At 71.3% G+C, this 25526-nt stretch carries 24 protein-coding genes; 10 read left to right on the forward strand and 14 right to left on the reverse strand.

All coding sequences use genetic code 11. The features are described 5' to 3' along the window. The first annotated feature begins 13 nt into the window (after positions 1-13). The 3 genes from ACZ43N_RS27960 (at position 14) to ACZ43N_RS27970 (ending at position 2875) form a co-directional block, all read left to right on the forward strand. A complete protein-coding gene (locus ACZ43N_RS27960; protein ID WP_468101337.1) occupies positions 14-1606 on the forward strand; it encodes an acyl-CoA carboxylase subunit beta in 1593 nt (530 codons plus the stop codon). After that, complete coding sequence (locus ACZ43N_RS27965) at positions 1603-1869, forward strand: acyl-CoA carboxylase epsilon subunit (protein ID WP_468101339.1); 267 nt, start codon at positions 1603-1605, stop codon at positions 1867-1869. The genes ACZ43N_RS27960 and ACZ43N_RS27965 overlap by 4 nt, the downstream gene beginning before the upstream one ends. Positions 1870-2035: 166 nt before the next feature. Next, the gene (locus tag ACZ43N_RS27970; RefSeq protein WP_468101341.1) at positions 2036-2875 is read left to right on the forward strand and encodes an AfsR/SARP family transcriptional regulator; all 840 of its coding nucleotides are present in this window, start codon (positions 2036-2038) and stop codon (positions 2873-2875) included. Positions 2876-2951: 76 nt separating this feature from the next. Here ACZ43N_RS27970 and rfbH read toward each other — a convergent pair whose 3' ends face one another. The 7 genes from rfbH to ACZ43N_RS28005 form a co-directional block, all read right to left on the reverse strand. Next, a complete protein-coding gene (rfbH, locus tag ACZ43N_RS27975; RefSeq protein WP_468101343.1) occupies positions 2952-4313 on the reverse strand; it encodes a lipopolysaccharide biosynthesis protein RfbH in 1362 nt (453 codons plus the stop codon). Beyond that, positions 4310-5374, reverse strand: coding sequence for a Gfo/Idh/MocA family protein (locus ACZ43N_RS27980; RefSeq protein WP_468101345.1), 1065 nt, complete (start codon positions 5372-5374; stop codon positions 4310-4312). The genes rfbH and ACZ43N_RS27980 overlap by 4 nt, the downstream gene beginning before the upstream one ends. Further along, complete coding sequence (locus ACZ43N_RS27985; protein WP_468101347.1) at positions 5341-6687, reverse strand: NDP-hexose 2,3-dehydratase family protein; 1347 nt, start codon at positions 6685-6687, stop codon at positions 5341-5343. Before ACZ43N_RS27985 ends, ACZ43N_RS27980 begins: the two co-directional genes overlap by 34 nt. A 179-nt stretch (positions 6688-6866) precedes the next feature. Continuing rightward, positions 6867-7817, reverse strand: a complete 951-nt coding sequence (locus tag ACZ43N_RS27990; protein WP_468101349.1) for a 3-hydroxyacyl-CoA dehydrogenase NAD-binding domain-containing protein — start codon at positions 7815-7817, stop codon at positions 6867-6869. Positions 7818-7854: 37 nt separating this feature from the next. Continuing rightward, on the reverse strand, positions 7855-8922 hold the full coding sequence (locus ACZ43N_RS27995) for an LLM class flavin-dependent oxidoreductase (RefSeq protein ID WP_468101351.1): 1068 nt from the start codon (positions 8920-8922) through the stop codon (positions 7855-7857). Between the two features lie 12 nt (positions 8923-8934). Next, complete coding sequence (locus tag ACZ43N_RS28000) at positions 8935-9402, reverse strand: nuclear transport factor 2 family protein (protein ID WP_468101352.1); 468 nt, start codon at positions 9400-9402, stop codon at positions 8935-8937. Positions 9403-9463: 61 nt separating this feature from the next. Continuing rightward, complete coding sequence (locus ACZ43N_RS28005; protein WP_468101354.1) at positions 9464-10585, reverse strand: acyl-CoA dehydrogenase family protein; 1122 nt, start codon at positions 10583-10585, stop codon at positions 9464-9466. 230 nt (positions 10586-10815) lie between these two features. Between ACZ43N_RS28005 and ACZ43N_RS28010 the strand changes: the two genes are divergently transcribed. Both ACZ43N_RS28010 and ACZ43N_RS28015 read left to right on the forward strand, forming a co-directional pair. Continuing rightward, positions 10816-11817 (forward strand): aromatase/cyclase, encoded by a 1002-nt coding sequence (locus tag ACZ43N_RS28010; RefSeq protein ID WP_468101356.1) that lies wholly within the window; start codon positions 10816-10818, stop codon positions 11815-11817. Further along, positions 11814-12731: an NADP-dependent oxidoreductase gene (locus ACZ43N_RS28015; RefSeq protein ID WP_468101358.1), complete on the forward strand. Its 918-nt coding sequence runs from the start codon at positions 11814-11816 to the stop codon at positions 12729-12731. Before ACZ43N_RS28010 ends, ACZ43N_RS28015 begins: the two co-directional genes overlap by 4 nt. 81 nt (positions 12732-12812) lie before the next feature. Here ACZ43N_RS28015 and ACZ43N_RS28020 read toward each other — a convergent pair whose 3' ends face one another. After that, complete coding sequence (locus ACZ43N_RS28020) at positions 12813-14345, reverse strand: DHA2 family efflux MFS transporter permease subunit (protein WP_468101360.1); 1533 nt, start codon at positions 14343-14345, stop codon at positions 12813-12815. A 91-nt stretch (positions 14346-14436) separates the two neighbouring features. Here ACZ43N_RS28020 and ACZ43N_RS28025 point away from each other — a divergent pair, with 91 nt between their 5' ends. Beyond that, entirely contained in the window at positions 14437-15171 is a 735-nt protein-coding gene (locus tag ACZ43N_RS28025; protein ID WP_468101362.1) for a mycothiol-dependent nitroreductase Rv2466c family protein, read from the forward strand. A gap of 119 nt (positions 15172-15290) precedes the next feature. Here the strand turns inward: ACZ43N_RS28025 and ACZ43N_RS28030 are convergent, their stop codons facing one another. Together ACZ43N_RS28030 and ACZ43N_RS28035 are read right to left on the reverse strand one after the other, a co-directional pair. Then, positions 15291-16202 carry an NADP-dependent oxidoreductase gene (locus tag ACZ43N_RS28030; RefSeq protein ID WP_468101364.1) on the reverse strand — a complete coding sequence of 304 codons (912 nt, stop codon included), beginning with the start codon at positions 16200-16202 and terminating at the stop codon, positions 15291-15293. A 257-nt stretch (positions 16203-16459) separates the two neighbouring features. After that, a complete protein-coding gene (locus ACZ43N_RS28035; RefSeq protein ID WP_468101366.1) occupies positions 16460-17083 on the reverse strand; it encodes a hypothetical protein in 624 nt (207 codons plus the stop codon). 165 nt (positions 17084-17248) lie between these two features. Here ACZ43N_RS28035 and ACZ43N_RS28040 point away from each other — a divergent pair, with 165 nt between their 5' ends. Continuing rightward, a complete protein-coding gene (locus ACZ43N_RS28040; protein ID WP_468101368.1) occupies positions 17249-17986 on the forward strand; it encodes an SDR family NAD(P)-dependent oxidoreductase in 738 nt (245 codons plus the stop codon). Positions 17987-18074: 88 nt separating this feature from the next. Here ACZ43N_RS28040 and ACZ43N_RS28045 read toward each other — a convergent pair whose 3' ends face one another. Further along, positions 18075-19349 (reverse strand): DUF6365 family protein, encoded by a 1275-nt coding sequence (locus tag ACZ43N_RS28045; RefSeq protein WP_468101370.1) that lies wholly within the window; start codon positions 19347-19349, stop codon positions 18075-18077. A gap of 238 nt (positions 19350-19587) precedes the next feature. Here ACZ43N_RS28045 and ACZ43N_RS28050 point away from each other — a divergent pair, with 238 nt between their 5' ends. Genes ACZ43N_RS28050 through rfbA form a run of 3 tightly spaced genes read left to right on the forward strand, consistent with a single transcriptional unit; the run spans position 19588 to position 22527 of the window. Continuing rightward, positions 19588-20739, forward strand: a complete 1152-nt coding sequence (locus ACZ43N_RS28050; RefSeq protein WP_468101372.1) for an acyltransferase family protein — start codon at positions 19588-19590, stop codon at positions 20737-20739. Continuing rightward, positions 20726-21568: an SAM-dependent methyltransferase gene (locus ACZ43N_RS28055; protein ID WP_468101374.1), complete on the forward strand. Its 843-nt coding sequence runs from the start codon at positions 20726-20728 to the stop codon at positions 21566-21568. The genes ACZ43N_RS28050 and ACZ43N_RS28055 overlap by 14 nt, the downstream gene beginning before the upstream one ends. After that, the gene (gene rfbA, locus ACZ43N_RS28060; RefSeq protein ID WP_468101376.1) at positions 21565-22527 is read left to right on the forward strand and encodes a glucose-1-phosphate thymidylyltransferase RfbA; all 963 of its coding nucleotides are present in this window, start codon (positions 21565-21567) and stop codon (positions 22525-22527) included. Before ACZ43N_RS28055 ends, rfbA begins: the two co-directional genes overlap by 4 nt. 75 nt (positions 22528-22602) lie before the next feature. Here the strand turns inward: rfbA and ACZ43N_RS28065 are convergent, their stop codons facing one another. Genes ACZ43N_RS28065 through ACZ43N_RS28075 form a run of 3 tightly spaced genes read right to left on the reverse strand, consistent with a single transcriptional unit; the run spans position 22603 to position 25499 of the window. After that, a complete protein-coding gene (locus ACZ43N_RS28065) occupies positions 22603-23736 on the reverse strand; it encodes a DegT/DnrJ/EryC1/StrS family aminotransferase (RefSeq protein ID WP_468101378.1) in 1134 nt (377 codons plus the stop codon). Between the two features lie 23 nt (positions 23737-23759). Further along, positions 23760-24335 (reverse strand): dTDP-4-dehydrorhamnose 3,5-epimerase family protein, encoded by a 576-nt coding sequence (locus ACZ43N_RS28070; protein ID WP_468101380.1) that lies wholly within the window; start codon positions 24333-24335, stop codon positions 23760-23762. 24 nt (positions 24336-24359) lie between these two features. Beyond that, positions 24360-25499: a glycosyltransferase gene (locus tag ACZ43N_RS28075; RefSeq protein ID WP_468101381.1), complete on the reverse strand. Its 1140-nt coding sequence runs from the start codon at positions 25497-25499 to the stop codon at positions 24360-24362. Between the last annotated feature and the right edge of the window lie 27 nt (positions 25500-25526).

Consider the following 25526-nt stretch of genomic DNA (forward strand, 5'->3'; position numbering starts at 1 on the left):
GAAAGGGGCAGAAGTGAGTGTCATCCAGGAGACCGAGGAAGCGCCGGTGACCGCCGGCACCACCCGGGCACGGGTGGAGGAGCTGACCTCGCTGCGCGCGGCGGTGGTCGCGGGGCCGGGCGAGAAGGCCACCCAGGCGCAGAAGGCGAAGGGCAAGCTGACCGTACGGGAGCGGCTGGACATCCTTTTCGACGAGGGCTCGTTCGTCGAGATCGAGGGGCTGCGCCGGCACCGCGCCACGGGCTTCGGGCTGGAGGACCGCCGCCCGCACACCGACGGTGTGGTCACCGGCTGGGGCACGGTGGACGGCCGCCCCGTCTTCGCCTACGCCCACGACTTCCGGATCTTCGGCGGCGCGCTCGGCGAGGCGCACGCCCAGAAGATCCACAAGCTGATGGATCTGGCGGAGTCCGCCGGCGCGCCCGTCGTGGGGCTGTGCGACGGCGCGGGCGCCCGTATCCAGGAAGGCGTGACGGCGCTCGCCGGGTACGGCGGAATCTTCCGCCGCAATGTGCGCAACTCCGGGGTGATCCCGCAGATCAGCGTGATCATGGGGCCCTGCGCGGGCGGCGCCGCCTACTCCCCCGCGCTGACGGACTTCGTGTTCATGGTGCGCGGAACCGCGCAGATGTTCATCACGGGTCCGGACGTGGTGCAGGCGGTCACCGGCGAGCAGATCACCCATGACGAGCTGGGCGGCGCCGATGTGCACGCCGAGCGGTCCGGGGTGGCGGGGTTCGTGTACGACAACGAGGAGTGCTGTCTGAGGGACGTACGGCACCTGCTGTCGTTCCTGCCGTCGAACAACCGGGAGACGCCGCCCGGCGGCCGCACCTGCGACCCCGCGGACCGGCGTGTGGAAGCGCTGGTGGACCTGGTGCCGGCCGACCCGAACCAGGCCTACGACATGGCGAAGGTGATCGAGGAGATCGCGGACCACGGCGAGGTCTTCGAGGTCCACGAGCGGTGGGCGCCGAACGTGATCTGCGCGCTGACCCGCATGGGCGGCGAGGTGGTGGGCGTCGTCGCCAACCAGCCGCAGCGGATGGCCGGGGTACTGGACATCGAGGCCAGCGAGAAGGCCGCCCGCTTCGTGCAGATGTGCGACGCCTTCAACATTCCGCTGGTGACCCTGGTGGACGTCCCGGGGTTCCTGCCGGGCGTGGACCAGGAGCACGGCGGAGTCATCCGGCACGGCGCCAAACTGCTGTACGCCTACTGCAACGCCACCGTGCCCAGGGTCCAGGTCATCCTGCGCAAGGCCTACGGCGGCGCCTACATCGTCATGGACTCGCGGTCCATCGGTACGGACGTGTCGCTGGCGTGGCCGATCAACGAGATCGCCGTGATGGGCGCGGAGGGCGCCGCGGGCGTCGTCTTCCGCCGGCAGATCGCGCAGGCGGACGACCCCGAGGCCATGCGCGCCCGCCTGGTCAAGGAGTACAAGGAGGAACTGATGCACCCGTACTACGCGGCCGAGCGGGGCCTGGTCGACGACGTCATCGACCCGGCCGACACCCGGTCCGTACTGATCCGCACCTTGTCCGTGCTGCGCTCCAAGCACGCACCACTGCCCAGCCGCAAGCACGGGAACCAGCCCCAGTGAGCGCCGACGGCACGCCCACCGGGCCGGAGGCGGAGACGCGTGCGGTGCTCAGCGGCGCGTCCTGGCGGATCACCCGCGGCAATCCCACACCGGAGGAACTGGCCGCGCTGGCCGTCGTGCTGGCGGCCCGGATGCGGACCGCTCAGGCCGAGGACGGCACCGGGACACCGCTGCGCGCCGCGTCCTGGGACGGCGGCCCGGAGCGCCGCCCGGCCCCCGCCTGGACCGCACGCCCCCTGCCGGGCTGGCGCTCGGCCGCGTGACGGCCCGTCAGGCCTCCTCGGCACCAGGGGAACAGGGGAACAGGGGAACAGGGCGAGAGTGACACTCTCGCCCTGTTGGCATAGGGGGGTTCGTCGCACCACGCCTACCGTTTTGGTCATCACCTCACAGAACGCGGCAACCGGCATTCTTCAAAGAGGAGCAAGCGTGGTGCGGTTCAACCTCATCGGCCCGTTCGAGATCGTCGCGCAGGACGGCAGGTCCTACCTGCCGAGCACGCCGAAGGTGTGCCAGACACTGGCGTTGCTGCTGACCCGGGCGAACGAGATCGTCACATCCGATTCCCTCATACACGAGCTGTGGGGCGAGAGCCCGCCCCGGAGCGCCGTCACGACGCTGCAGACGTACGTCTACCACGCCCGGCGCATGTTCGTGGCCGAGAACCTCGTCCCCGCCGAACGGCCCCTCCTGGTCACCCGTGCCCCCGGCTACGCCGTCCAGGTCGAGGACGACGAGGTCGACATACGGATCTTCGAGCGGCTGGTCGCCGAGGCGCACACCGACCTCGGCGCACACCGGTACGAGTCGGCCGTGCGGAAGATCGACGGGGCCCTGGAGCTGTGGCGGGGGCCCGCGCTGTCCAACATCCCCGCGGGTGACCTGCTCACCGGGCACATCGTGCACCTGGAGGAGCTGCGCATCCGGGCGCTGGAGATCCGGATCGAGGCCGAGGGCGGGCTGAACCGGCACCGCGAGTCCATTCCGCAGTTGCGCAAGCTCGTCAACGACTATCCGCTCAACGAGTGGTTCCACAGCCGGCTCATCATGGCGCTCGGCTCCTCCGGACGGCGTGCGGAGGCCCTCCAGGCGTACCAGAACCTGCGCCGCATCCTCGCGGACGAGCTGGGCCTGGAGCCCTCCGCGGACCTCCAGCGGCTCCAGCTGGAGCTGCTCGGTTCCCGACCGGACGGCGGGACGCGGGGGACCCCGCACACCGGTTCCGGGAACACCGCGCAGGGGCCCACGCGGCTGCCCGTCTTCACCTGAGCACTTCACGCGATCGCCCCCGCCGGCCCAGGGCCGGCGGGGGCGATCGCGTGTCGGGTGGCGCGAGCCGAACGGGTCAGGAGTTCTTCGCCACGAAGTCCCGGACACTCTCGGCGATCCATTCGACGCGCTGCTCGTCCAGGCCCGGATAGACACCCACCCAGAAGGTGTGCTCGGCGACGAGGTCGCTGTTCACCAGGGAGCCCACCACACGGTGCGGGCGGTCCTGGTAGGCCGGGTGGCGGGTGAGGTTCCCGGCGAAGAAGCGCCGGGTGCCGATCCTGCGGGCCTCCAGGAAGTCCACCAGTTCCTTGCGGGTGAAGCGGGCCTCGGGGCGCACCGTGAGGGCGAAGCCGAACCAGCTGGGGTCGCTGTCGGGGGTCGGCTCGGGCAGGATCAGGCCGGGCACGCCGTCCAGTCCCTCCCGCAGGCGGCGCCAGTTGGCGCGCCGGGCGTCGCCGAAGGCGTCCAGCCGGCGCAGCTGGCTCAGGCCCAGCGCGGCCTGGAGGTCGGTGGCCTTCAGGTTGTAACCGACGTGGGAGAAGATGTACTTGTGGTCGTAGCCGTGCGGCAGCGTGCCCATCTGGTAGTCGAACCGCTTGAAGCAGCGGTTGTTCTCCCCCGGCTCGCACCAGCAGTCCCGGCCCCAGTCGCGCAGTGACTCCACGATCCGGGCCAGCGACAGGTTGCTGGTCAGCACGCAGCCGCCCTCGCCCATCGCGATGTGGTGCGCCGGGTAGAAGCTGGTCGTGGCGATGTCGCCGAAGGTGCCGGTCAGCCTTCCGCGGTAGGTCGAGCCGACCGCGTCGCAGTTGTCCTCGATCAGGAACAGGTCGTGTTCCTCGGCGAGCGCGGCGATCTCCTCGACGGCGAACGGGTTGCCCAGGGCATGGGCGATCATGATGGCCCTGGTGCGCGGGCCGATGGCCGCGGCCACCCGCTCCGGCGTGGTGTTGTACGTGGGGATGTCGACGTCGACGAAGACGGGCACGAGGCCGTTCTGGATGATCGGGTTCACGGTGGTCGGGAAGCCCGCCGCCACGGTGATCACCTCGTCGCCGGGCCGCAGCCGCCGGTCCTCCAGCAGGTGCGAGGTGAACGCGGACAGCGCCAGCAGGTTCGCGGAGGAACCGGAGTTGGCGAGGTGGGCCTTGCGCAGCTTGAAGTACCGGGCGAACTCCCGCTCGAAGCGGCGGGAGCTGACCCCCGAGGCGATCCGCATCTCCAGCGCGGCCTCGACCAGCGCCGCCCGGTCCTCGGCGTCGAAGACGGCGCCGGAGGGCCACACCTCGGTCTCGCCGGGCACGAACTCCCCTGCCCCGCAGCCGTGCTGGTCGCCGTGGGCGTGGTAGTCACGGACCTGTTCCAGGATGCGGGCCTTGGCCGTCGCCCGCGCCTGCTTGGCGTCGGGGGAACCGGTCTCCAAGGTGTCGGTCATCGTGCATCGCCTCCCACGGCGTACTGAGCCTGTCGATGGATGTCGGCGGTGAGCTCCGCCTGTCGTGCACTGATCGCGCCGGACGTGCCGGCCCCGTCGCCGGCCCCGTCGCCGTTCGGATCGTCGTCGTGGTCGCCGTTCCTGACCGCCCGGGCGAACGCTTCGACGGCGCCGAGGCACTGGTCGTACGGCTCCAGCTCCTGCCGCCGGACGCCGTCCGGGCCCTCCAGCAGCAGGACGGGGCGGTGGTCGGGCGGCGGGGTGAAGGCGTGGTCGAGGCGGAGCCTGCCCGTGCTGCCCAGCACCTCGTAGCGGGACGTGTACCGGTGCTCCATGCCGAAGGTGAGCTGGGCGGTGGCGCCGTCCTCGTCCCGGCGCAGCAGGGCGGCGCCCGCCACGTCCACGCCCCGCGCGGGATCGGTGCGCAGCACCGCCCCCGCCACCCGCAGCGCCGGGCCGAGCAGCAGTTGGGCGGCGCGCAGCGGGTAGACGCCGACGTCGAGGAGGGCGCCCCCGCCGAGGTCGGCGCGGTAGCGGATGTCGGCCGGGGGCCGCGGGGGGATGGCGAAGGCGGCCGAGACCGCGCGGACCTCGCCGACGGCGCCCCGCTCGACCAGGTCGAGCACGGCCCGGTGCTGCGGGTGGTGGACGAACAGGTAGTTCTCCCTCAGCACCAGCTCCGACTTCCGGGCCAGGGCGACCAGTTCCTCCGTCGTCCGGGGATCGGTGGTCAGCGGCTTCTCGGCGAGGACGTGCTTGCCGGCCTCCAGAGCGGCGCGTATCCAGTCGGCGTGCAGCGCCGCCGGCAGGGGTATGTACACCGCGTCCACGCGAGGGTCGGCGAGCAACGCCCGGTAGTCGGGAAGGGCGTCGGCCCTGTAGGCGGCGGCCAGGGCCTTCGCGCGTGCGGGATCACGGCTCGCCACGGCGGTCAGGGTGATTCCGGGCGCGCGGGACACGGCGGGCAGGATCCGCCGGACGGCGATGTCGGCGGCGCCCAGCAGCCCGAGCCGTACGGTGCCCCCGGTCATCGGGCCGGCCGCCGCAGGAAGCGCAGGCACGTGAGCAGGTTGCGGGCCTCGACGTTGACGTGGTTCGAGTACCTCAGCAGACTGCCGAGCTGTCCGGGCGTCATCCAGATGTGGTCCTCGCCCGCGTCGAGCGGCACGGTGTCGTCGGCCTCGACGACGAGGTAGCGGTTCTCGGCGTGGTGGAAACGGCCGCCCTCCTCCGAGTGCACCACGTCGAAGAGGATCCGCGACGGGGGCGCCGACAGGACCGTGTCCAGGAAGCGGGGCCGCTGCTCCTCCGGGCGGCCCTCGTGGTTGGCCGGGCAGCACTGCACGGTCGGCGCCATTTCGGCGATGTCGCGGGAGCCGGCCTCCGTGCGGGCGTTCACCAGCACATGGGGCCGGCCGTCGATCCGCCGGGTGAGGAAGGCGATCACACCGCGTCCGGCGGGGGCCAGCATCGGCTGCGACCAGCGGGCCACCTCGCGGCCGTCCGCCTCGACGTCCACGCCGATCACCGAGAAGTAGCGGCCCTCCTCGTGGACGAGGCGGTCCCCGGTGTGGGTCCAGCCCTTCACCTCGGCGAGCGGGATGCGGCGCCGGTGCAGGTCCTGCGGGGCCTTGACGTCGGTGAACCAGCTGAGCAGCTCGGTCATCGAGTGCCGGCCGCGGTCCTCGGCGCCGGGCCCGCCGAGGTCGTCGGGCCAGGGCTCCGGCAGGCCCGACAGGACGGTGCGGGTGTCCATGTTGACGACGTTGTCCAGGGCGAGCAGGTCCCCGATCTGCTCCAGGGTCAGCCAGCAGAAGCCCTCGCGCGGCGGCACGTCCTCGTCGGGCGGCAGCTCCACGATCATGTTGCGGTTGCGCTTGCTGTGGAACCAGGAGCCCTGCTCGGACTGGAGCGCGTCGAACAGGACCCGCTGCCGGGGCGGCGCCAGGAAGTACTCCAGGTACGGGACGGCGCCGCCCTGGTGGACGCGGGTGAAGTTGGAGCGGGTGGCCTGCACGGTCGGGGACATCTGCAGGACGTTGATGTTGCCCGGCTCCATCTTTGCCTGGAGCAGGAAGTGCCGTACGCCGTCGAAGTCCTTGACGAGGACGCCGAGGATGCCGGCCTCGGGCTGCACGATGATCGGCTGCGTCCAGGACCGGGTCTCCCGGCGGCCGGTGGTGATCTCGACGCCCTCGACGGTGAAGAACTTCCCCGTGCGGTGCCGCAGGTTCCCGGTCTCCGGGTCGGCCGCCCAGCCGTCCAGGGCGTCGAGCGGCACGGGGGTCACGCGGTGCCGGTGAGTGCGGTTCCTTTCGGCGAACCAGTCGAGGAACTCCGACGTCTGTCGGAAGCGGAACACAGTGGGGAACACGGTGGGGCCCTCCCGGTCGGCTGCTGTGCCGCCAGCATTCGGTACGGCGGTAGAAGGGGGCTCGAAGTCGGGGCGCGGCGGTGACCTGGGGGGTTTCCGGGGGAAACAGGACCGGCGGGTGCCGTGGAGGCACCCGCCGGTCGGGGCGCGGGCCCGACTCGGGCCGCGCGGGCCGTCGTTCAGCTCTGGCGGTCGCCGACCTCCGCCAGCGCCTTGAGGACGGCGGTCTGCCGGGTGTCGCGCTCGCGCACCAGCTCCTCGTACGACGAACCGCCGTACACCTCCTCGGCCTGCTCGATGAGGGACTGGATCGTCGCCTCGTCCAGGGTGGGGCGGCCGAGCAGTTCCCAGCCCTTCTCCAGACCGGAGCCGAGCGTGCCCAGCCACTTGCGCAGGCCGCCCGTGCCGCCGCCCAGGTGGAAGGCGAGGAAGGGGCCCACGGTGGCCCAGCGCAGCCCGATGGAGTGCGTGACGACCCGGTCCAGCTCCTCCAGGGAGACCACGCCCTCCTTCACGAGGTGGATCGACTCGCGCAGCAGCGCGGACTGCAGCCGGTTCGCCGCGAACGCCAGGACCGGCTTGCGCAGCACCACCGGGACCCGGCTCACCGACTCGAAGAACGCGACGGCCTCCCGCACGGCCTCCGGGGAGGTGCGCTCACCGGCGACGACCTCCACGAGGGGCACGACGTGCGGCGGGTTGAAGGGGTGCCCGACGACGAGCCGGGCGGAGTCGGCCATCAGGGCGCCCATGTCGTCCGGGTTCAGGGTGGAGGTGGACGACAGGATCAGCGCGTCGGGCCGGGCCGCCTTGCCGATCCGGGCGAAGAGTTCCTGCTTGAGTTCCAGGTTCTCCGGCGCGTTCTCCACGATGACGTCGGCGTCCGCGACGGCCCGCTCCACGTCGGGCTCGAACTCCAGGCGCTCCCCGAACGTGGCGGGGTCCGCGGTGCCCTCGGGGAGGAACGGGGCGAACAGGTCGAGGGCGTCCTGGACGATGCGCGGCGCGTCGGGCCTGCGGCTGTTGACCTTCACGCGCAGCCCGTGGCCGAGGAACAGCGCGATCCAGCCGAGGCCGATGGTGCCGGCGCCGATCACGGTGACCGTCCGCGGCGGTGCTGGGGTGGTCATGGGTGAGTGCCTCGCTTCGGGTTCGACGGGCCGGAGGTCATCGGGCGGCGGAGAGCTTCGGGATGACCTGATCGGCCATCAACCGCATGGTGGTGGCGGCGTCCTCGAAGGACAGATGGCCGGAGTGGACGCCGAGACTGATGGTGATGTCGTCGCCGAACCACTCGGCGATCTGCTCCAGTTGGGCGCGGACCTGGTCGGGGGCGCCGATGAGGAGCTTGTTCTGCGCCAGCTTCCCGTCGAAGTGCGAGGTTTTCGTGGCCTCGACGAGCTTCTCGTAGCCGGGGTAGGCGGAGCTGCGCGTGGTCTCCCAGGAGGCGACGGCGGCGCGGATCGCGGCGGTGTTGCGGTCGTCGTCGTACCGGCCCTTCGCCCGGGCCGTGTCGCCGTCCTCGGACACCACGCACGGGTAGCTGAAGTGGATCCGCTCGGTGCCCGGTGCGCGGCCGGAGGCGGCCCACTCCTCGCGGTAGACGGCGAGCCGGCTCTGGAGCTCCTCGGTGGACATCACGTTGGGCACGGTCTGGAGGTTGTGCCCGGCGCGGCCCGCCTCGGCGCAGGACTCGGCGCTGCGGGCGGTGGTGACGAACACCGGCGGGTGCGGGTCCTGCACCGGGCGGGGCAGCAGGGTGACCGGGCCGAAGCGGTGGAAGCGGCCCTCGAAGACCACGTCCTCCTCGGCCCACAGCCGCTTCACCGCCTCGACGCCCTCGGTGAATCGGTCCTTGGACTCGTCGATGGGAATGCCGAACGCCTTGAACTCGTCCGGCAGGAACGCCCGTCCGAACGCGGCGTCGACCCGGCCGCCCGAGATGGCGTCGAGCATGGCCAGCTTGCCCGCCAGCTTCACGGGGTGCTGGAAGGCGGGGATGGTGGCGCTGGTGCCCAGCCGCACCCGACGGGTACGGCCCGCGGCAGCGGCCAGGAACGTCACCGGGTCGGGGCTGTAGCCGCCGTACGGGAAGAAGTAGTGCTCGACCATCTTCACGTGGTGGAGGCCGAGTTCCTCGGCGAGGTCCACCAGGCGCAGCGCCTCGTCGAAGTACTGGGCGCCGGACTTGTCGCGGGGACCGACGGTGGGGAAGAAGACGATTCCGAACTTCATCAGCGGGGCACCTCAGTCCCGGTCCGAGCCGTCATGGGTGAGTTCACGCCGCCGCACCTGCCAGGTGTCCGCCACACGCACGAGGTGGTCGTGGCAGACGACACTGGCGAAGATCTCCAGCGGGCCGCCGCGCCGGGTGCGCATGGCCAGGGCGTAGGCGCGGGTGTGCACGGAACCGTCGTCCTGCGGGCGGACGTCGAGCATGCCGAGCCAGTGCCGGAAGTCGATCCCGTCGGCGATCAGCCGCTCCTTGCGCTGGGTGGCCGAGGCCCTGATGGCCTCCCGGCCGATCAGCGGCTCGTTCAGTCGGCTGGCTTCCGCGAAGACCGCGTCGGGGGTGAAGGTGTCGGCCCAGTCCCCGGGCCTGCCGTCGTCGAGCAGTCCCATCTGGCGGGAGTAGAACTGCTGGATCCGCGCATACAGGTCGGCGGAGGCGAAGGTCTCCGCCGACACCGGGTCCGTGGTGGTGGGGTGGCTCATGGGAACCGCCTTTCGTCAGTCGTGTCGCCTGTGGTCACAAGGTCCGGTGGCGGCCGCCGGGTCAGTCGACCGCGGGCTCCAGCAGCCGTGCGCCGTACGCCCCGCCCGCGATGTCGAAGCGCAGGGCGACATGGCCGGCCAGGCAGTGCACATCCCGCCAGATCCGCTGGAGGGGGTGGGCGGCGAGCTGGCCGGTGCTGCCGATCGTGCGGAACAGCCGCTCGACGACGTCGACCAGCTGATCCACGGCGTGTGCGCAGTCGGCGGGGTTGCGTACCAGTTCGAGGGGGGTCGCCCGGGGAGCGTCGGCGACCCGGGCCGCCCGCTCCAGCAGCAGGCCGGCCGCGTCCACGGTGGCGGCCGCGCGGGCGATGGTGAGCCGGGGGCCGGGATTGTCCTCGTCGGCGTCCATCGCCAGGTGCTCGGACCAGACCCGCAGGGCGCCCCGGGCCGCCCCCAGGGCGGGAGCGGCGAAGAGCAGCCCGCTGATCAGCCGCAGCGGCGCGGTGTGGCAGCGGGCGGTGGAGCCTACGGCCCGGCCGGCCAGCATGTCGTCACGGGGGAAGCCGCGGTGTCGCGGTACGAACACGTTGTCGACGGTCAGGGTGTGGCTGCCGGTGGCCCGCATGCCGACCGCCGACCAGGTGTCGACCACCTGGTAGTCCTGGCGCCGCAGCGCGAAGAACCAGGGCACGTGCCGGTCGCCCTGCGGCACCAGCGCGCACACCAGCGCCCAGTCGGAGAAGCCGACCGCGCTCGTGAACTCCCACTCCCCGGTCACCCGCCAGCCGCCCGCGACCTCGGTGACCGCACCTCTCGGGATGAGCGCGCCCACGACCACGGTGTCAGGGCCCTGCTCCCACAGATCCCGCTGGCCCTGCTCGGGGAGGAAGGCGCCCATCCGGGCGGCTCCCGCCGTGACCGAGGCGCACCAGGCGGCCGAGGTACAGCCCTCGGCCAGCGCCGCGACCCCGTCCAGCAGATCCAGGGCGCCGCCCTCGCTGCCGCCGAACCGGGCCGGCACGAAGTGCCGTGCGAAACCGGCGTGAATGATGCCCTCGGCCACCGCCGGTGCCAGCTCACGGTCGGTGTCCCCGTCGGCGGCGTACCGGGCGGCGGTTCCAGCGAGATCGCGGGCCCGTTCGGGTAGACGGGTGCGGCTGGTTGTCGGCTGGCTCGGCATAGGACCCACTTCCCTCGCCCGGTGATCTGGTCGCGGACGCGGCCGGGGTGCCGCGTGGCGACCACCGTGGAAGTGAGCGGTCGAGGCGTTCTGGAGGCGGACTCGACGAGCCGGGCGGACACGAGCCCGGCCGGTGCGGCGGGCGCCCGTGCCGCGCGTTCACGAGCGGCTTTCGAGCGGCCGTCGAGCGCGTGCCGGGACCATCGTCCGCCGCCCCGGAGGAGGAGCACATGACACTGCACGGTCCGGTGAGGACGTGTCACGAGGCGACGGTGCGGGTGACCGCCGATGACGTCCACCGGCTGCTCGCGGACCTCACCGCCTGGCCGCTGGTCTTTCCACCGCTGGTCCATGTGGAGCCTCTCGGTGACCGCGGCGGATATCAGCGCGTCGGTCTGTGGGCGCTGACAGGGGGAGGACGACCGGACGCCGAGGGGATCGACCGCTGGGTGGCGTTGTGCCGCGTCGACGACGAGACGCGGCGCGTCGAGCTGAGGCCCGAGAGAATCGAGGCGCCACTGGCCTCGATGTGCCGTGCGTGGGTGGTGGAGGCGGCCGGGGACGGTGCCTGCCGGGTGCGTCTGGAGCACGAGTTCCGGCTCGCGGTCGGGGATGTGCGAACAGCCGCCCGTGTACGGCGCACGATCGAGGAGGTCTCCCGGAGCGAGGTCGCCGCACTGAGGGCGGCCGCCGAGCTCTCCGTGCACTTCCCGGAGTTGCTGATGACCGTCGAGGACCGCGTGGAGATCGGTGCGCCTCGCGAGGAGGTCTTCGGCTTCCTCTTCGACGCGGCCGCCTGGCCCGCGGTCATGCCGCAGGTGTCCCGGGCCGAGGTACGGCGGAGCGGTCCGTGGGCGCACGTACTGGAGATGGAGATGCGGGAACCGCACGGAAGGGCGGCGTCCGGTACCCGCACCGCCCGCGTGGGGTTGCCGCATCACCGGATCGCCTACCGGCAGCTGCCGTCGCCGTTCGCCAGCTCGCACCAGGCGCAATGGCGGATCAGCGGCCGGCCGGGCGGCGGCACCACGGTCACCTCCCGGCAGACTGTCGTCATCACGGAGTCCCGAGCCGCCGCCGTGCTGGGACAGGACGCGGGACTCGACGCGGTTCGCGCCTTCGTGCGGGCCGAACTGACATCCGAGGCAAGGTTGTTTCTGGACGCCGCCAAGGAACAGGTCGAACAGACACAGCGACGGGTTCACGGCGGCCCCACCGAAAGGACTTCATGATGCGGGCGGCTGCTCTCTCTTCGTTCGGCCCACCCGAGGTGCTGGAGGAGACACATCTGCCGGAGCCCCCGGTGGGGCCCGGTGAGGTGCGGGTGCGGGTCAGGGCGGCGGGTGTGCTGCCCTTCGACGTGCGGGTGCGGGGAGGGTGGACTCCACCGTTCGTCAGGCGCGAGTTCCCGATGGTGCTGGGCAACGAGTTCGCGGGCACCGTCGACGGGGTGGGCGAAGGTGTCACGGAGTTCGCCGCCGGTGACGATGTGCTCGGCTACAGCGTTCTCGGCGCCTATGCCCAGTACCTGACCGTGCCCGCCTGCCAGGTCGTCGCCAAGCCGGCGGACATGCCCTGGGAGAAGGCGGCCGGACTGCCGGCCAACGGGCAGGGCGCCCACATGGCCCTGTCCACGGTCGGTGTGCGGCCCGGTGACACCGTGCTCGTCAACGCGGCCGCCGGCGGTTTCGGCACCATGGCGGTACAACTGGCCCTGGCCTGGGGCGCGGGCACGGTCATCGGTACGGCGAGTGAACGCAACCACGACCACCTGCGGGCCCTGGGCGCGGTGCCGGTGAGCTACGGGGACGGACTCGAGGAGCGCGTGCGGGCCGTCGCCCCCGGCGGAGTGGACGCCGCCGTCGACGCGGCGGGCCCGGAGGCTCTGCGGGCGTCGGTGGCGCTGGTGAAGGACCGCAGCCGGGTCGTGACGATGGTCGCCACCGAGGAGGCGGCGAAGCTCGGGCTGCCGGACGTCGCCGGATCCCGCTCGGCGGAGCGTCTGACCGAGTTGGTCGAGCTGTACGTACGGGGAAGGGTCACCGTCCACATCAGGAGCACGTACCCGCTGGCCAGGGCCGCCGACGCGCACCGCGACGTGGAGAGCGGGCACGGCCGCGGCAAGGTCGTGCTGACCGTCGACTGATCTCGGCTTCGCACGGCGGGGGGCGGCGGGGGCGGCCCGCGGCCGTCCCCCGCCGTGTCCCGTGCCGCGGCCCGGTTCCTCTCAGGGACGGGCGGTCCACCGCTGTGGCTCGCCTCCGCCGTCCCGTTCGCTCTTCGCGCCCCGCCCGCCCGGCTCCGGCCGGCCGTCGGCCGGGAGGTGCGTGTCCCCGGCCTCGGTCTCGGCCTCGGCGGGCTTGCGCGGCATGAGCAGCGCAGGCACCGACATCGCCGCCACCAGCGCGAGCACCCACCAGAACGTGGTCCCGTAGGCCGCGGCGTCCGCCCCGGCCGTTCCGCCGGGAGACGAGGAGAGGCCGGCGGACAGCAGCAGGGAGACCGCAGCCGTTCCGAAGGACGCGCCGACGCGCTGACCGACGGCGATCATCACGGTGCCCCGGGGGATGCCGGCCGCGGGGATGTCCCGGTACGCGGTGGTGATGACCGCCACGCCGATGACGCCCAGTCCAAGTCCGCGGACGCACAGGGACAGACCCAGGAGGGTGTCGTCCGCCGTCCGGTCGAGCTGGGTGAAGGCGGCGGTACCGAGGACGGAGACGACCGTACTGACCAGCACCAGGGTGCGCGGGTCGTGACGGTCGGTCAGACGGCCGGCGATCAGGATGCCCAGCAGCATGCCGAGCCCTTGAGGGGCCAGCAGCCAGCCGGTGGTGGAACTGTCGTGGCCCAGCACCCGTGAGAAGAACAGCGGCAGCACGAGCAGGGGGCCGTACACGGCGACACCGTGCAGGAAGATGAGCGCCGAGGACGTGGTGAAGACGCGCGATCGAAACAGCCGTACGTCGACGAGCGGGTCCGCGGACCGCGCGGAGTGCGCGCAGAACGCGGCGATCAGCACAACACCGGCCACCAGGGTCCCCAGCGTGACGGGATCCGCCAGTTGGGAGACCTCGCTCACCCGGGAGAAGCCGTAGACCAGGGCCACCATGCCCGGTGGCAGGAGCAGCATGCCCAGCCGGTCCGCCGCGGCGTGCCGGCGGGGGGCCGAGTCCGGCAGCACCTTCCATGCCAGCGCGAGGGCCACCAGCAGCACCGGGACATTGACCAGGAAGACCCAGCGCCAGCCCGCCGCGTCCACGATCAGGCCGCCGGCGACTGGGCCCAGGATGGGGGCGAGCTGGCCGGGGACACCCACGAGGCTCATCACCCGGCCGAAGCGTTGCGGTCCGGCGGCCTGCGCGAGGATCGCCTGCACCAGCGGGAGCACCATGCCGCCTCCGACGCCCTTCACCACTCGGAAGGCGATCAGACTCTCGACGTTCCAGGCCATCCCGCACAGCACGGATCCCGCCAGGAAGACCGCCAGGGCCCACATCCAGGTCCGTTTCTCGCCGCACCGGTCGGCGACCCACCCGACGAACGGAGTGACCAGCGCCAGTGTCAGCAGATAGGAGGTGTTCACCCAGGACAGGGCGGTCTCGGAGGCGTGCAGTTCGGCACCGACGTCGTGCAGCGCGACGCTGACGATGGTGGAGTCGAGCAGTGACGCGACGGCCCCGATGAGGAGGGTGCCGGCCAGGGTCAGCAACTGGAGGTCAAGACGTTCCGGCGCGCGTGACCCGGTACGAGCTCGCAACGGTTCTCCTCCCAGCCGGACTCGAGTCCGGCTCGATCGTGGCCGGGTGTCCTGGCCGGTGAGTTCTCGTCTGCCGTCCGAGGAGTTGACAATGAAGACCGCCACGCACGGGGCCGCCGTCCATGACGATGTGGACCTGTGGATCGACCCGCTGTGCGCCTGGACCTGGATCACGTACCAGTGGGTGCGTCAGGCGGAGGCGGTCCGGCCGCTCTCGCTGCGCCTGCACGTGACCGGTCTGGCATATCTGGAAGGGGCGCCCGGCCTGGATCAGGAGACCGCCAGGTTCCGCGAGCTGGCTCCCGGCCCGGTCCGGGTGCTCGCCGCCGCGCGCGCCGGCCATGGCGACGAGGTGCTCGCCCCGCTGTACGAGGCGGTCGCCCGCCGCCTCCACGGTGCGGGCGGACTCTATGACGGCCTGTATGAGCGCACCCGAGGCATGAGCCAGGAGGACAAGCGTGCCCTGCAGACCACGTTGCTGGAGAAGGGGCACGACCTCGTCTCCGCCGCGCTGTCCGAGGTGGGGCTGCCGTCCGCGCTGACCGGGGCCATGGTCTCCCCCGACTGGGACGAGGCGCTTCGCGCCGCGCACGAGGCCATCCCGCGGGAGGGCCGGGACCTGGAGATCATCGGCGTGCCGGTGATCTCGGTCAACGGCGCGACCGGGGTGTTCGGCCCCGTGCTCACGGCCGTCCCGGCCGGGGAACGCGCCGGTCGGCTGTGGGACGGCTTCACCGCTCTGGCGGCCGAGGACCTGTTCCGGGAGATGCGCCGCGTGGTCCCCCGCGGCGAACCCCTGCCCCGCACCCTCGTGTCCGACCGGTGACGCCACGACGGCGGCCGTAGCCGGTGGGAGGTGGAGGCCGCGGGGAAGTGGTTTCGCGGCCTCCCCGGGGTACGCCCCGTCCGCCTCGTGCGCGGGCGGGGCGTTCATGCCGGCGGCGTTCAGTCCACGAGAAGGACGATCTTGCCCTGGCCATGGCCGGTCTCCAGTTCGCGGTGGGCGTCCGCGGCCTTGGCCAGGGGGTACGTCCGGCGAATGTGGATCCGCAGCTCACCCCGGTCCACCATGGCGGCCAGCTCGGCCAGCCGCCGAGCCGAGCGCTGGCTGGAGATCCACCGCACACCCAGCTCCTGGTACTCCCCGAAGGCGAAGATCGTGCCGATCCGATCCTTGTTCTCGACGAGTTCCACGGCGGCACGCAGGCCCTCGACGCTCGCCAGATCCAACGCGACGTCGACGCCTTCCGGGGCGGCGGCCCGCACCCGGTCGACGAGCCCCTCGCCGTACGTCACCGGGACGGCGCCCAGGTCACGCAGGTACGCGTGGTTCTCCTCGCGCGCGGAGGCGACCACCTTGGCGCCGCGCGCCACCGCCAGTTGGACGGCGACCGTGCCCACACCGCCCGCGGCTCCGTTGACGAAGAGCGTCTCGCCCTTGGCGACGTCCAGTGCCTCGATCGCGGTGTGCGCGGTCTGCCCCGACGCGGACAGGCAACCCGCGACCTCCCACGGCACCCCCGCCGGCTTGGCGACGACCTGGTCGGCGGCGGCGACGACGTACTCGGCGTTCGACAGCTGCGTGCGGTAGCCGAGGACCTCGTCGCCGACGGCGAGGCCGGTGACGCCGTCACCGATCTCATCGACGACCCCGGCGAAGTCACCACCGGTGATGTAGGGGAAGGTGATGGTGACACCGGGCGGACTCCAGCCTCCGCGCACCGCGCAGTCGGTCGGCTGGGCGCCCGACGCCTTCACCCGGACACGGACCTCACCGGGACCCGGCGCCGGTGTCTCGACCTCGATGAGTTCGAGGACCTCCGGCCCGCCGAAGCTGTGGAAACCAGCGGCTTTCATACTCAACACCCTTTCCGGCACCATGCGGTGCCCTGCCTGCCCGCCTCGCCGGGACACGCACGAACCTAGAACCTCAACCAGACTTGATGGCAAGGCAGTCCGAAGGATCCGGACACGGCGTGCCGTGACATGGGCCCGGTTCCGCGCCTCGCCGGGCGGCCACGATGCCCGACGGAGATCCAGAGCCGGTCCAGGGACACTCGAGGAGCCCTCGACGCCGGACGGGAGGCATCTCGTGTCCCGGCTCCGGGCCGAGGTCACCGCACGGTCGTGACGGACGTCTGCACCGGCTGCGCGGGGTCGGGGTAGCACTGCACCGATGTGAACGCGTTGATGCTGGTGTCGAGTCGCTTCATCGTCAGGCCGGGGTCCTCGAAACCGGACCCACCCACGGAGGTGGCGAGCGTCCCCTTGGCCGGGGCGAGGAACTTCGCCTCGATGACCGGGAGTTCGAAGGTCTGGCCGCCGTAGAAGGGGCCGCTCGCGGTGAGCACCAGTTCGTCGCCGGACACCCTCAGGGACTGCTGCGAGGAGCCGAGGTTGCTCCCGCCGACGAGCCGGTGGCTCACCAGCCGGGAGCCCGAGGGCTTCCTGACCTTGACGGTGATGTCCCTCACCTCTTTCTGGTACGCGGGGTTGAGGCTGTAGGCACCCTGCGCGTAGGTCACGGTGAAGGCCTGGTACGGGCGAACCGTCTCCGGGGCCGTGACGTCGAAGACGCGGTTGCTGGTGTACTCGCTCCACACACCGTTGTCCGGAACCCGGCACAGGTGCGGAACGGTGACAGGTGTGGCGGCGGCCGTGCCCGGTATCGCCAAGACCCCGGCGACCGCGAACGACAGGATGGCCGCGCATCGGCGGGATGTGGTGTTCCTGGTCAACGTCTCTCCTCCTGGTTGAGCTGCTGGAACGACAGGATCAGGAAGGTATGCAGGGGTTCTGGAAAATGACTCGAAGCAACCTGTTCCACCGCGCTTCGAGCCGGGTGAGACGGCGCCCCGCGATCCTGTGCCGGCACAGCTCCGACATGAGACAGGGGTGCAGGAGTGACACTCAAGGGAAAGGTCGCCGTGGTCACCGGCGGCACCAGGGGAGTGGGACTGCGTATCACCGAGGCCCTGGTGGCCGAGGGTGCGAGGGTCGTCGCCGCGGCCCGCGGAGCGGAGGGTGCCGAGGAGACGCTCGCTCCGTTCGGCGGGGAGGCGGTGTTCCGTCAGGCCGACGTCAGGGACGCGGAGTCGGTGCGCGCGCTGATGGACTCGGCAGTGGATTGCTTCGGCGGTGTCGACATCCTGGTGGCCAACGCGGGTCTGAGCCGACCGGGGCCCGTGGCCCAGCTGTCCGCCCACGACTGGAAGGACGTGGTGGACACCAACCTCCACGGGTTGTTCCACTGCGTCCGGGCGGCTATCCCTCATCTGGAGCGCAGCACGGGCGGCCGGGTCATCACCCTGTCCTCGGCACTGGGCAGCCGGCCCACCCGCGGCGCCTCGGCGTACTGCGCGACGAAGGCCGCGGTGGAGATGTTCACGAAGGTGGTGGCGTTGGAGTTGGCTTCGAAGGGCATCAACGTCAACTGCATCTCCCCCGGATTCATCGACGAGGGCATGGGCAGGGCGCTGCGACAGAACGAGGCGGTGTGGAGCCAGTACGCCCCCAAGGTGTCCCTCGGCCGTATGGGCCGGGGTGAGGAGGTCGCGGCGGCAGCCGTCTACCTGGCCGGGGACGGCGGATCGTACGTCAACGGCCATGTGCTGGAAGTGAACGGGGGACTGTCGTGGTGACGGGCACCTCCGCCTGAGGGGCGGGGGTGACGACGGGGCGGCTCCCGGTGAGCCGCCCCGTCGTCACCCCTGGTGCACGCTGCCGTCCTCACAACCCGGTGTCCACCCCGGCCCGTCGCGCCGCCTCGGCGAACACCTCGGCGGTGTCGGGGAGCGCGTCGATCCGGTCCCGGTAGCCGGCCCGGGCGGCGGCCAGCCGGTCCCGGGTCTCCTCGTCGTACAGGAGCTTCGTCAGTCCCGACACGACCGCCTCCTCGTCCAGGAGTTCGGCGTGGGCGACGGAGTCGACGAAGGGGTTGCCCCGGAACAGGGGACGGTAGATGGAGTTCCAGCGCAACGGCCACAGATGGAACTCCGGCAGCACGCCGGGGAAGTCGGCCAGCCAGCGCCGCGCCCCCTCGGACAGTCCGCCGGGTGACCGCGCCGGCCTGTCCGCCCCCGACCGCCCGGTCACGTCCGTCCGGTTGATCGTGAAGAACCCCGGTACGTCGGCGAACACGGCCCGCTCCAGTGCGGAGGAGGGCAGTGAGAAGGACAGCACCGCGTCGGCGGCCCGCAGCCAGTCGTCGTGCTCGGCGGCGGTGTGGTCCGTCACGATGTGGGTGCGGTCCCCGGGCAGTCCCCGGTAGGCGTCCCACATCGGACCGAGCATCAGGAAGTGCGTGGTCTCGGGGAGCCGGTTCAGGTAGTGAACGATGAGCTCCGGTACTCGTGAACCCAGTGCCCTGGTCAGGTCGTTGCCCTTCTCGGACAGGATCCGCTGCCAGAGCAGGGTCGGGACCATCAGCAGGCGGCTGCCGTCCGGCATGCCCAGCGGCGCCCGCATCCGTTCCCGGGCGGCGGCCGTCATGGGTCCGATGGTTCTGGTGACCCGGTAGGGCAGGCCCCGGCTGCCGGGTGGGCAGGAGGGGCGGGCCACCGGTACGGGGCGCAGATGGGCCGCCATGTCGAGGATGCGGTCGCTCGCTCGGACCGTACGGCCGAGGATCTCCAGCTCGAAGTCGGTGTTCTCCAGCTCGTACAGGTCCAGGGGGATGACCGGCAGTGCGAACTCGTCGATGAACCACGGGTCCTCCCCGTAGCTGTATGTGATCGACAGCCAGTGGGCGACGTAGTCGCTGAGCACGAACGCGTCCGGCTTCCAGTCCCTGACCAGTTCTCCCACGACCCGGCGGATGCCTGATCCCATGGCTGGTTCCACCACGGCGCAGCCGTGGCCCGCGGCCCTCACCTGTTTCTCGTTGTAGGGATCGACCACGAAGTGGCTCTCGACCCCGCCGGCCCGCAGCTGCCCCGCGAGATCCAGTCCCACGGTCACCTCGTGGTGCTCCTTGACCACGGTGGCCAGAAATATCAACCGCATGGCGCCCCCAGATGATCGGTGTCCCGGCGCCGGGCGGCCGGGATCCGGTCGTCACCGTCCCGCCGGGGCCTCGATGCCCGATGGACGAGGGCTCGAGGGCGCCGGGGGGCCGGGGTCCAGCGGGCACTCCCATGGTGGTGCCCCTCGTGACATCACCGAACGGGAGGCCCACATGACAGCAGCGACGAGATCAGCGGGGACACCGACCGCGGGTCACCGACTACCGACACTCACCGGGATGCGCTGGGTGGCCGCGCTCCTCGTCTTCGTCTACCACGCCACCTGGGAGGTGTTCCCGCCCGGAACCTTCCCCACCTGGGTCACCGAACCGACGAGCAACGCCGGCTGGGTCGGCGTCTCGTTCTTCTTCGTCCTGAGTGGTTTCGTGCTGACCTGGTCGGCACGTCCCGGCGACTCCGTACTCCGGTTCTGGCGGCGTCGGCTGCTGAAGATCTATCCGAACCACCTCGTCACCTTCGCGGCGGCCCTGGGGCTGGCGGCTTGGGCGGGGTGGCAGGTCAGCGGCGAGATCGCCGGCCTGCTGCTGCTCCAGTCATGGTTCGTCGACCCCGGGGTCGTGTTCGGGGTGAACTCCGTCAGCTGGTCCCTCGCTTGCGAACTGTTCTTCTACGTGTCGTTCCCGCTCTGGCACAGGCTCTTCGCCCGGCTGCCGGTGCGGGCGCTGTGGCCGGTGGCGGGCCTCACGGCGGCGGCGGTGATGTGTGTGCCTGCGGCGGCGCAGCTGCTGCCCTCGACCCCGTCCCTGCCGTGGTCCTCCACGCCGGCGTGGCAGTTCTGGTTCGTCTACGTCTTCCCGGTGACCCGCATGCTGGAGTTCGTCCTGGGCATGCTGGTGGCGCGCATCCTCAAGGAGGGGCGCTGGATCGGTCCGCCCCCCGCGGGCGCGGGCGCGCTGCTCGTGGCCGGCTACGGCATCTCGCTGTACGTACCGGACCTGTACGCCTTCGCCGCCGCCACGGTGGTCCCCCTCGCCCTGGTGGTCGCGGCGGGTGCCTCGGCGGACATGCGCGGCACCTCGTCGCCACTGGGCAGACCGACCATGGTGTTCCTCGGTGAGGTGTCGTTCGCCTTCTACCTCTGGCACCTGCTGGTTCTGCGGCATCTCGCCCACGCGTGGGGAGGCGACGGAGGCCGGGGCGCCTGGTCGGCCGGCGGGCTGGCCGCGGTCGCGCTGGTGGTCTCCGCGCTGCTGGGATGGCTGCTGTACGCGCTCGTGGAGCGACCGGTCATGCGCTGGTTCGGGGGCTCCCACGGCGCACCGGCCGACGGGCCGGTCGCCGCAACCGCGAGCGCTCTTCGAGGCACCGGTGGGACGGTCCATGGCGACCCGAACACGGATCTTAAGGAGCCGGACCATGCCCGAATCTGAGGCGAAAACCGCGACCGAGGTCGGGGAGTACTTCGACGACCGAGAGTGGTTCTACGAGCTGTTCGGCACGAGGGCGTACAACCAGCACATCGGGTACTACGACCAGGTCTCGCCGGACACCGACCCCAAGGACCGGCACACCGACCGGCTGGTGGAGCTGGCCGGACTCGCATCCGGACGGCATCTGCTGGATGTGGGCTGCGGATTCGGGTGGCCCGCGATCCGCGCCGCGCGGACCACCGGTGGCCGGGTGACCGGGGTCAACATCAGCAAGGAGCAGCGCGCCCGTGCCGAACGCCTCGCGCGGGAGGAGGGCGTCGCCGACAGGGTGGCGTTCGAGGTCGCCGACGCCATGCGGTTGCCCTATCCGGACGGTTCGTTCGACTGCGCCTGGGCCGTCGAGTCACTGATGTACATGGCGGACCGGCCGCGGGCCGTGCGGGAGATCCACCGGGTTCTCAAGCCGGGCGGAGTGGTGGTCCTGTCGGACTACTGCGAGACGGGGCCGCTGACGGGCGAACAGCGGGCCGCCATGAAGGAGGGCTTCACCGTCGACTCGCTGCCCGACCGCCGCTCCTATGCGCGGATGCTGCGGGATGCCGGATTCAGCCTCGCCCTCCTCGAGGACGCCACCGCGCACCTGCGGCGATCGGCGGCCGGCATCCCCGAGTCGCTGGAGCGCAGTTACCCCCTGATCGCGCAGAAGGCGGGCAAGGACTACGCCGACGAGTTCAGGGCCATGCTGGAGCAGGTCTGTGTGCTGGAACGTGACCTCCTCGGCTATGTCATCGCCGTGGGGGTCAAGGCCGACGAGGGAGCCGTCCGGTGAAGGGCATCGTCCTGGCCGGGGGCAGTGGGACACGGCTTCATCCGATCACCCGTGGGGTGTGCAAGCAGCTCCTGCCCGTCTACGACAAGCCGATGATCTACTACCCGCTCTCGGTCCTCATGCTGGCCGGCATCCGGGACATCCTCGTCATCACCACTCCCTGGGACCTTCCGCAGTTCAGGCGGTTGCTGGGCGACGGCAGCGCCCTGGGCCTGCGGATCACGTTCGCCGAACAGCCCCAGCCTCGCGGTCTGGCCGAGGCGTTCCTGATCGGTGCCGACCACATCGGCGACGACTCGGTGGCGCTGGTGCTCGGTGACAACGTCTTCCACGGTCCGGGCTTCTCCCAGCTCCTGCAGAGTCATGTGCCGCACACCGACGGCTGCCTGCTGTTCGGCTATCCGGTCAACGACCCGGAGCACTTCGGCGTGGGCGAGACGGACGCCGAGGGCCGTCTGGTCTCGATCGAGGAGAAGCCCGCCCACCCGAAGTCCAACAGGGCGATCACCGGGCTGTACTTCTACGACAACGACGTGGTCTCCTTCGCCCGTGGCATGCGGCCGTCCCCCCGGGGCGAACTGGAGATCACCGACATCAACCGCCGTTACCTGGAACAGGGCAGGGCCCGTCTGGTGGATCTGGGACGCGGCTTCGCCTGGCTGGACACCGGTACGCACGACTCGCTGCTCGACGCCTCGCACTACATCCAGGTCCTGGAGCAGCGGCAGGGCCTGCGCATCGCCTGTGTCGAGGAGGTCGCCCTGCGCATGGGGTTCATCGACGCCGACCAGTGCCACCGGCTGGGGAAGGCACTCGCGAAGTCGGGGTACGGCCGGTACGTGATGGCGGTGGCCGAGGCGGCTCGACGGACGCCCGTGTCCGCACCCGCCGACTCCCCCGGCGCGGAGCATCTGCCCGCGGACACGATGGGGATCTCCCGACTGGTCCGTGTGCCGTGACAGGAGGGGAAGGGGGTGGGGGCGGACCCGCGGGGGTCTGCCCCCACCCCCTTCCCCTCACGGCCGCCTGCCTTCTCAGCCGCGCGCCTCGACCGCCTTGCGTACCGCCTGCGTCACCGCGGCCGTGTCGGCGTCGGTGAGCCCCTGGTGCAGCGGGAGGCAGAGGGTGCGGTCCGCCGCGGCGTCGGTCGCCGGCAGCACGGCGTCCGAACCGTAGACGGGCACCTTGTGCAGCGGCGGGTAGCGGAACGTGGTGTAGATGCCGGCCGTGTAGAGGTCGGCCGCCACCTCGTCGCGGATCGCGGCGTCCAGCTGCACCCAGTAGAAGTAGTGCGAGGTGGTGTGTCCGGCGGGCAGCTCGGGCGGCAGGACCAGGCCGGGCACGTCGGCCAGCTCACGGTTGTAGGTGTCGACGATCTCGCCGCGGCGGCGGACGAACTCCGGCAGACGGCGCAATTGCACGGACCCGATGGCCGCGGTCAGGTCGTTCCCGATGACGCGGCGCGCGAAGTCCCGCACGTTCAGTTCCCACCAGCGGTGGGAGACCCTGGCGTTGGTGTATCCACTCGACTGCTCCAGCCCGTGGTAGGCGAGGCGCCGGGCACGGCGAGCCAGCTCCGGGTCACGGACGTACAGCATGCCGCCGTCGCCGGTGACCAGGACCTTCATCGCGTCGAAGCTCCACATGGCGATGTCTCCGAAGGTGCCGCAGGCACGGTCGCCCACGCGGGAGGCCACCGCGCAGGCGGCGTCCTCCACCAGCGGCAGACCCAGTTCCCGGCAGCGCGCCGCGATGGCCTCGATGTCGCCGGGGTAGCCGCCGTAGTGCAGGACGACGACGGCCCTGGTGCGCTCGGTGAGCGCCCTGTCGATGTCGGCCACGGACGGGTTGAGCGTACGAGGGTCCACGTCGCAGAAGACCGGTCGTGCTCCGGTCGCGGCGACGGCGTTGGCGGCCGCAACGAAGCTGACCGAGGGCAGGACGACCTCGTCCCCCTCGCCCAGCTCCAGCAGCTCCAGCGCCAGGAAGAGACCCGCGGTGCAGGAGTTGATGAACAGCACCTGCTCCGCACGCGCGCCGATGTGCTCGGCGAACTCCGCCTCGAAGGCCCTGCTGCGGGGTCCGTAACCCAGCCAGTTGCTGTCGAAGACCTCGCCGACGGCGGCCAGTTCCTCACTGCCCAGCTGCGGTTGGAACACATTGATCATTCGATTTCCTCCGTGACTCGTCATCAGGCGGGCCCGGGCCAGGGGGACAGGATTCCTGCGGCCAGCGCCTCGGCCAGCGAGGGGGCAGTGGCGTCCTTCCGGGACAGCACGGGCTTCTCCGTGAGGCCCCATGGCAGATCCAGTTCCGGGTCGAGCGGGTTGATCTCGAACTGGGTTCCGGGAACATAGGTGGTGGACAGCACATAGCAGATGCCGGAGTCGTCGGTCAGGGCGCGGAAGCCGTGCCCCATGCCCTCCGGGACGTACACGGCGGTGCCCTGACCGGCGTCGAGGACGGTGCTCGTGTGCCGGCCGAACGTGGGCGAGCCGACCCGCAGGTCCACGACGATGTCCAGCAGGGCCCCGCTCACACAGGTGACGTACTTGGCCTGACCGGGCGGCGACACCACTCCGTGGATGCCGCGCACCGTGTTGCGGCGGGACACCGAGTAGTTGATCTGCCGCACCTCGAAGGGCGTTCCGGTGGCGGCCCCGAGGAGGTCGGCTCGGAAGCCCTCGTGGAAGCGCCCCCGGTCGTCGGTGTGCACCTCGGGTGTGACCAGGTGGACGCCGGGCAGCGACAACTCTGTGATCTTCACAGCGGCCTCCGTCCTGTCACCGGCTCAGCCGGCAGCGGCGGCGAGCTTCTCCAGCACGCCGACGATCTCCGCGGGGGACGGCTGCGCCGCCATCTCGGCTGACAGCTCCCGGGCGCGCTCGGCGTAGGAGGGCTGGGCGAGCACCTCGCGGGCGGCCGCGACGATGTTCTCCGTGGTGTCCTCCTCGGGGGTCAGCATGCGGGCCGCGCCGAACTCCGCCAGCCGGGACGTGTAGTCGACGACGTAGGGCAGGTACGGGATCAGCACCTGTGGCACGCCGTGGGCCATACCGGTCAGCATGGTGTTGCCGCCCGCGTGGTGCACGAGGAGGTCGCACGTGCGGCCGACCACGTCGATCGGGAGCCAGCCGACGCGCACGTTGTCGGGCACCAGCGGCCGCAGGTCGTCCGCCACCTCGTGCGGCGCGGCGAGCAGCACCTCGACATCCATCTCCGCGACCCCGTTGCCGAGGGCCACCAGGATGTCGAAGTCGGAGTCCTTGGTGACGCGGCTGCCCGCCGTGACCAGGACCCTGGGCCTGTCGCCCCTGGTGTACATCCAGGGTTCCAGCGGACGCTGGGTCACGAACGGCACGTACCTCATCAGCTGAGCCGGGGGCGCGTCCGCCCGGCGCATGGTCGGCGGGCAGATGTCGACGAAGAGAGCCGGGCGCGGCATGTCGTGCAGTCCCAGCTGCTCCAGCTCGGGACCGAGTTCCGCGGCGGCGGCCAGGTCGATGGTGCGCGGCTCCCCCATGTCGATGGCATGGCGGACGAACGGTACTCCCAGATGTCCCGCGACAAGGGGCGCCGCGAAGGACAGTGCGCCCCCGACGACGAGATCGGGCCGCCAGTGCTCGGTCAGCTCCAGCAGGCCGCCGAGACACGCGGCGGCGAACCTGCCCATGATCCGCCCGTTGAAGATGAACCGCTCGTGCAGGTCCTCGGGCACTTCCACGCGCTTGCCCCGGCGGTCGACGAGGAAGTCCGGCATCGACTTCTCTGTCACGGCGACGAAGGGGAGCCCCGCGCTCGTGACGATGTGGGCGACGTTCTCGGGACCGGCCATGACGACCTCGTGTCCCGCGGTGCGGGCGGCCAGGGCCAGCGGGGTGATGGCGAAGATCACCCCGCCGCTGCCGCCCGCCACGAACAAAACCTTCATCTGCGCCTCGCTGTGTCGATCGGTCGC

The organism is Streptomyces sp. NPDC030814 (assembly GCF_055572155.1).

Coding starts and splice junctions, on each gene's coding strand:
- ACZ43N_RS28015 (WP_468101358.1), top strand. CDS start 11,814: ATGATGCGGGCGGCTGCTCTCTCTTCGTTCGGCCCACCCGAGGTGCTG.
- rfbH (WP_468101343.1), bottom strand. CDS start 4,313: ATGACCGACACCTTGGAGACCGGTTCCCCCGACGCCAAGCAGGCGCGG.
- ACZ43N_RS28030 (WP_468101364.1), bottom strand. CDS start 16,202: ATGAAAGCCGCTGGTTTCCACAGCTTCGGCGGGCCGGAGGTCCTCGAA.
- ACZ43N_RS28045 (WP_468101370.1), bottom strand. CDS start 19,349: ATGCGGTTGATATTTCTGGCCACCGTGGTCAAGGAGCACCACGAGGTG.
- ACZ43N_RS28065 (WP_468101378.1), bottom strand. CDS start 23,736: ATGATCAATGTGTTCCAACCGCAGCTGGGCAGTGAGGAACTGGCCGCC.
- ACZ43N_RS28010 (WP_468101356.1), top strand. CDS start 10,816: ATGACACTGCACGGTCCGGTGAGGACGTGTCACGAGGCGACGGTGCGG.
- ACZ43N_RS27990 (WP_468101349.1), bottom strand. CDS start 7,817: ATGACCACCCCAGCACCGCCGCGGACGGTCACCGTGATCGGCGCCGGC.
- ACZ43N_RS28050 (WP_468101372.1), top strand. CDS start 19,588: ATGCGCTGGGTGGCCGCGCTCCTCGTCTTCGTCTACCACGCCACCTGG.
- ACZ43N_RS28075 (WP_468101381.1), bottom strand. CDS start 25,499: ATGAAGGTTTTGTTCGTGGCGGGCGGCAGCGGCGGGGTGATCTTCGCC.
- ACZ43N_RS27995 (WP_468101351.1), bottom strand. CDS start 8,922: ATGAAGTTCGGAATCGTCTTCTTCCCCACCGTCGGTCCCCGCGACAAG.
- ACZ43N_RS28055 (WP_468101374.1), top strand. CDS start 20,726: ATGCCCGAATCTGAGGCGAAAACCGCGACCGAGGTCGGGGAGTACTTC.
- ACZ43N_RS28025 (WP_468101362.1), top strand. CDS start 14,437: ATGAAGACCGCCACGCACGGGGCCGCCGTCCATGACGATGTGGACCTG.
- ACZ43N_RS28000 (WP_468101352.1), bottom strand. CDS start 9,402: ATGAGCCACCCCACCACCACGGACCCGGTGTCGGCGGAGACCTTCGCC.
- ACZ43N_RS28005 (WP_468101354.1), bottom strand. CDS start 10,585: ATGCCGAGCCAGCCGACAACCAGCCGCACCCGTCTACCCGAACGGGCC.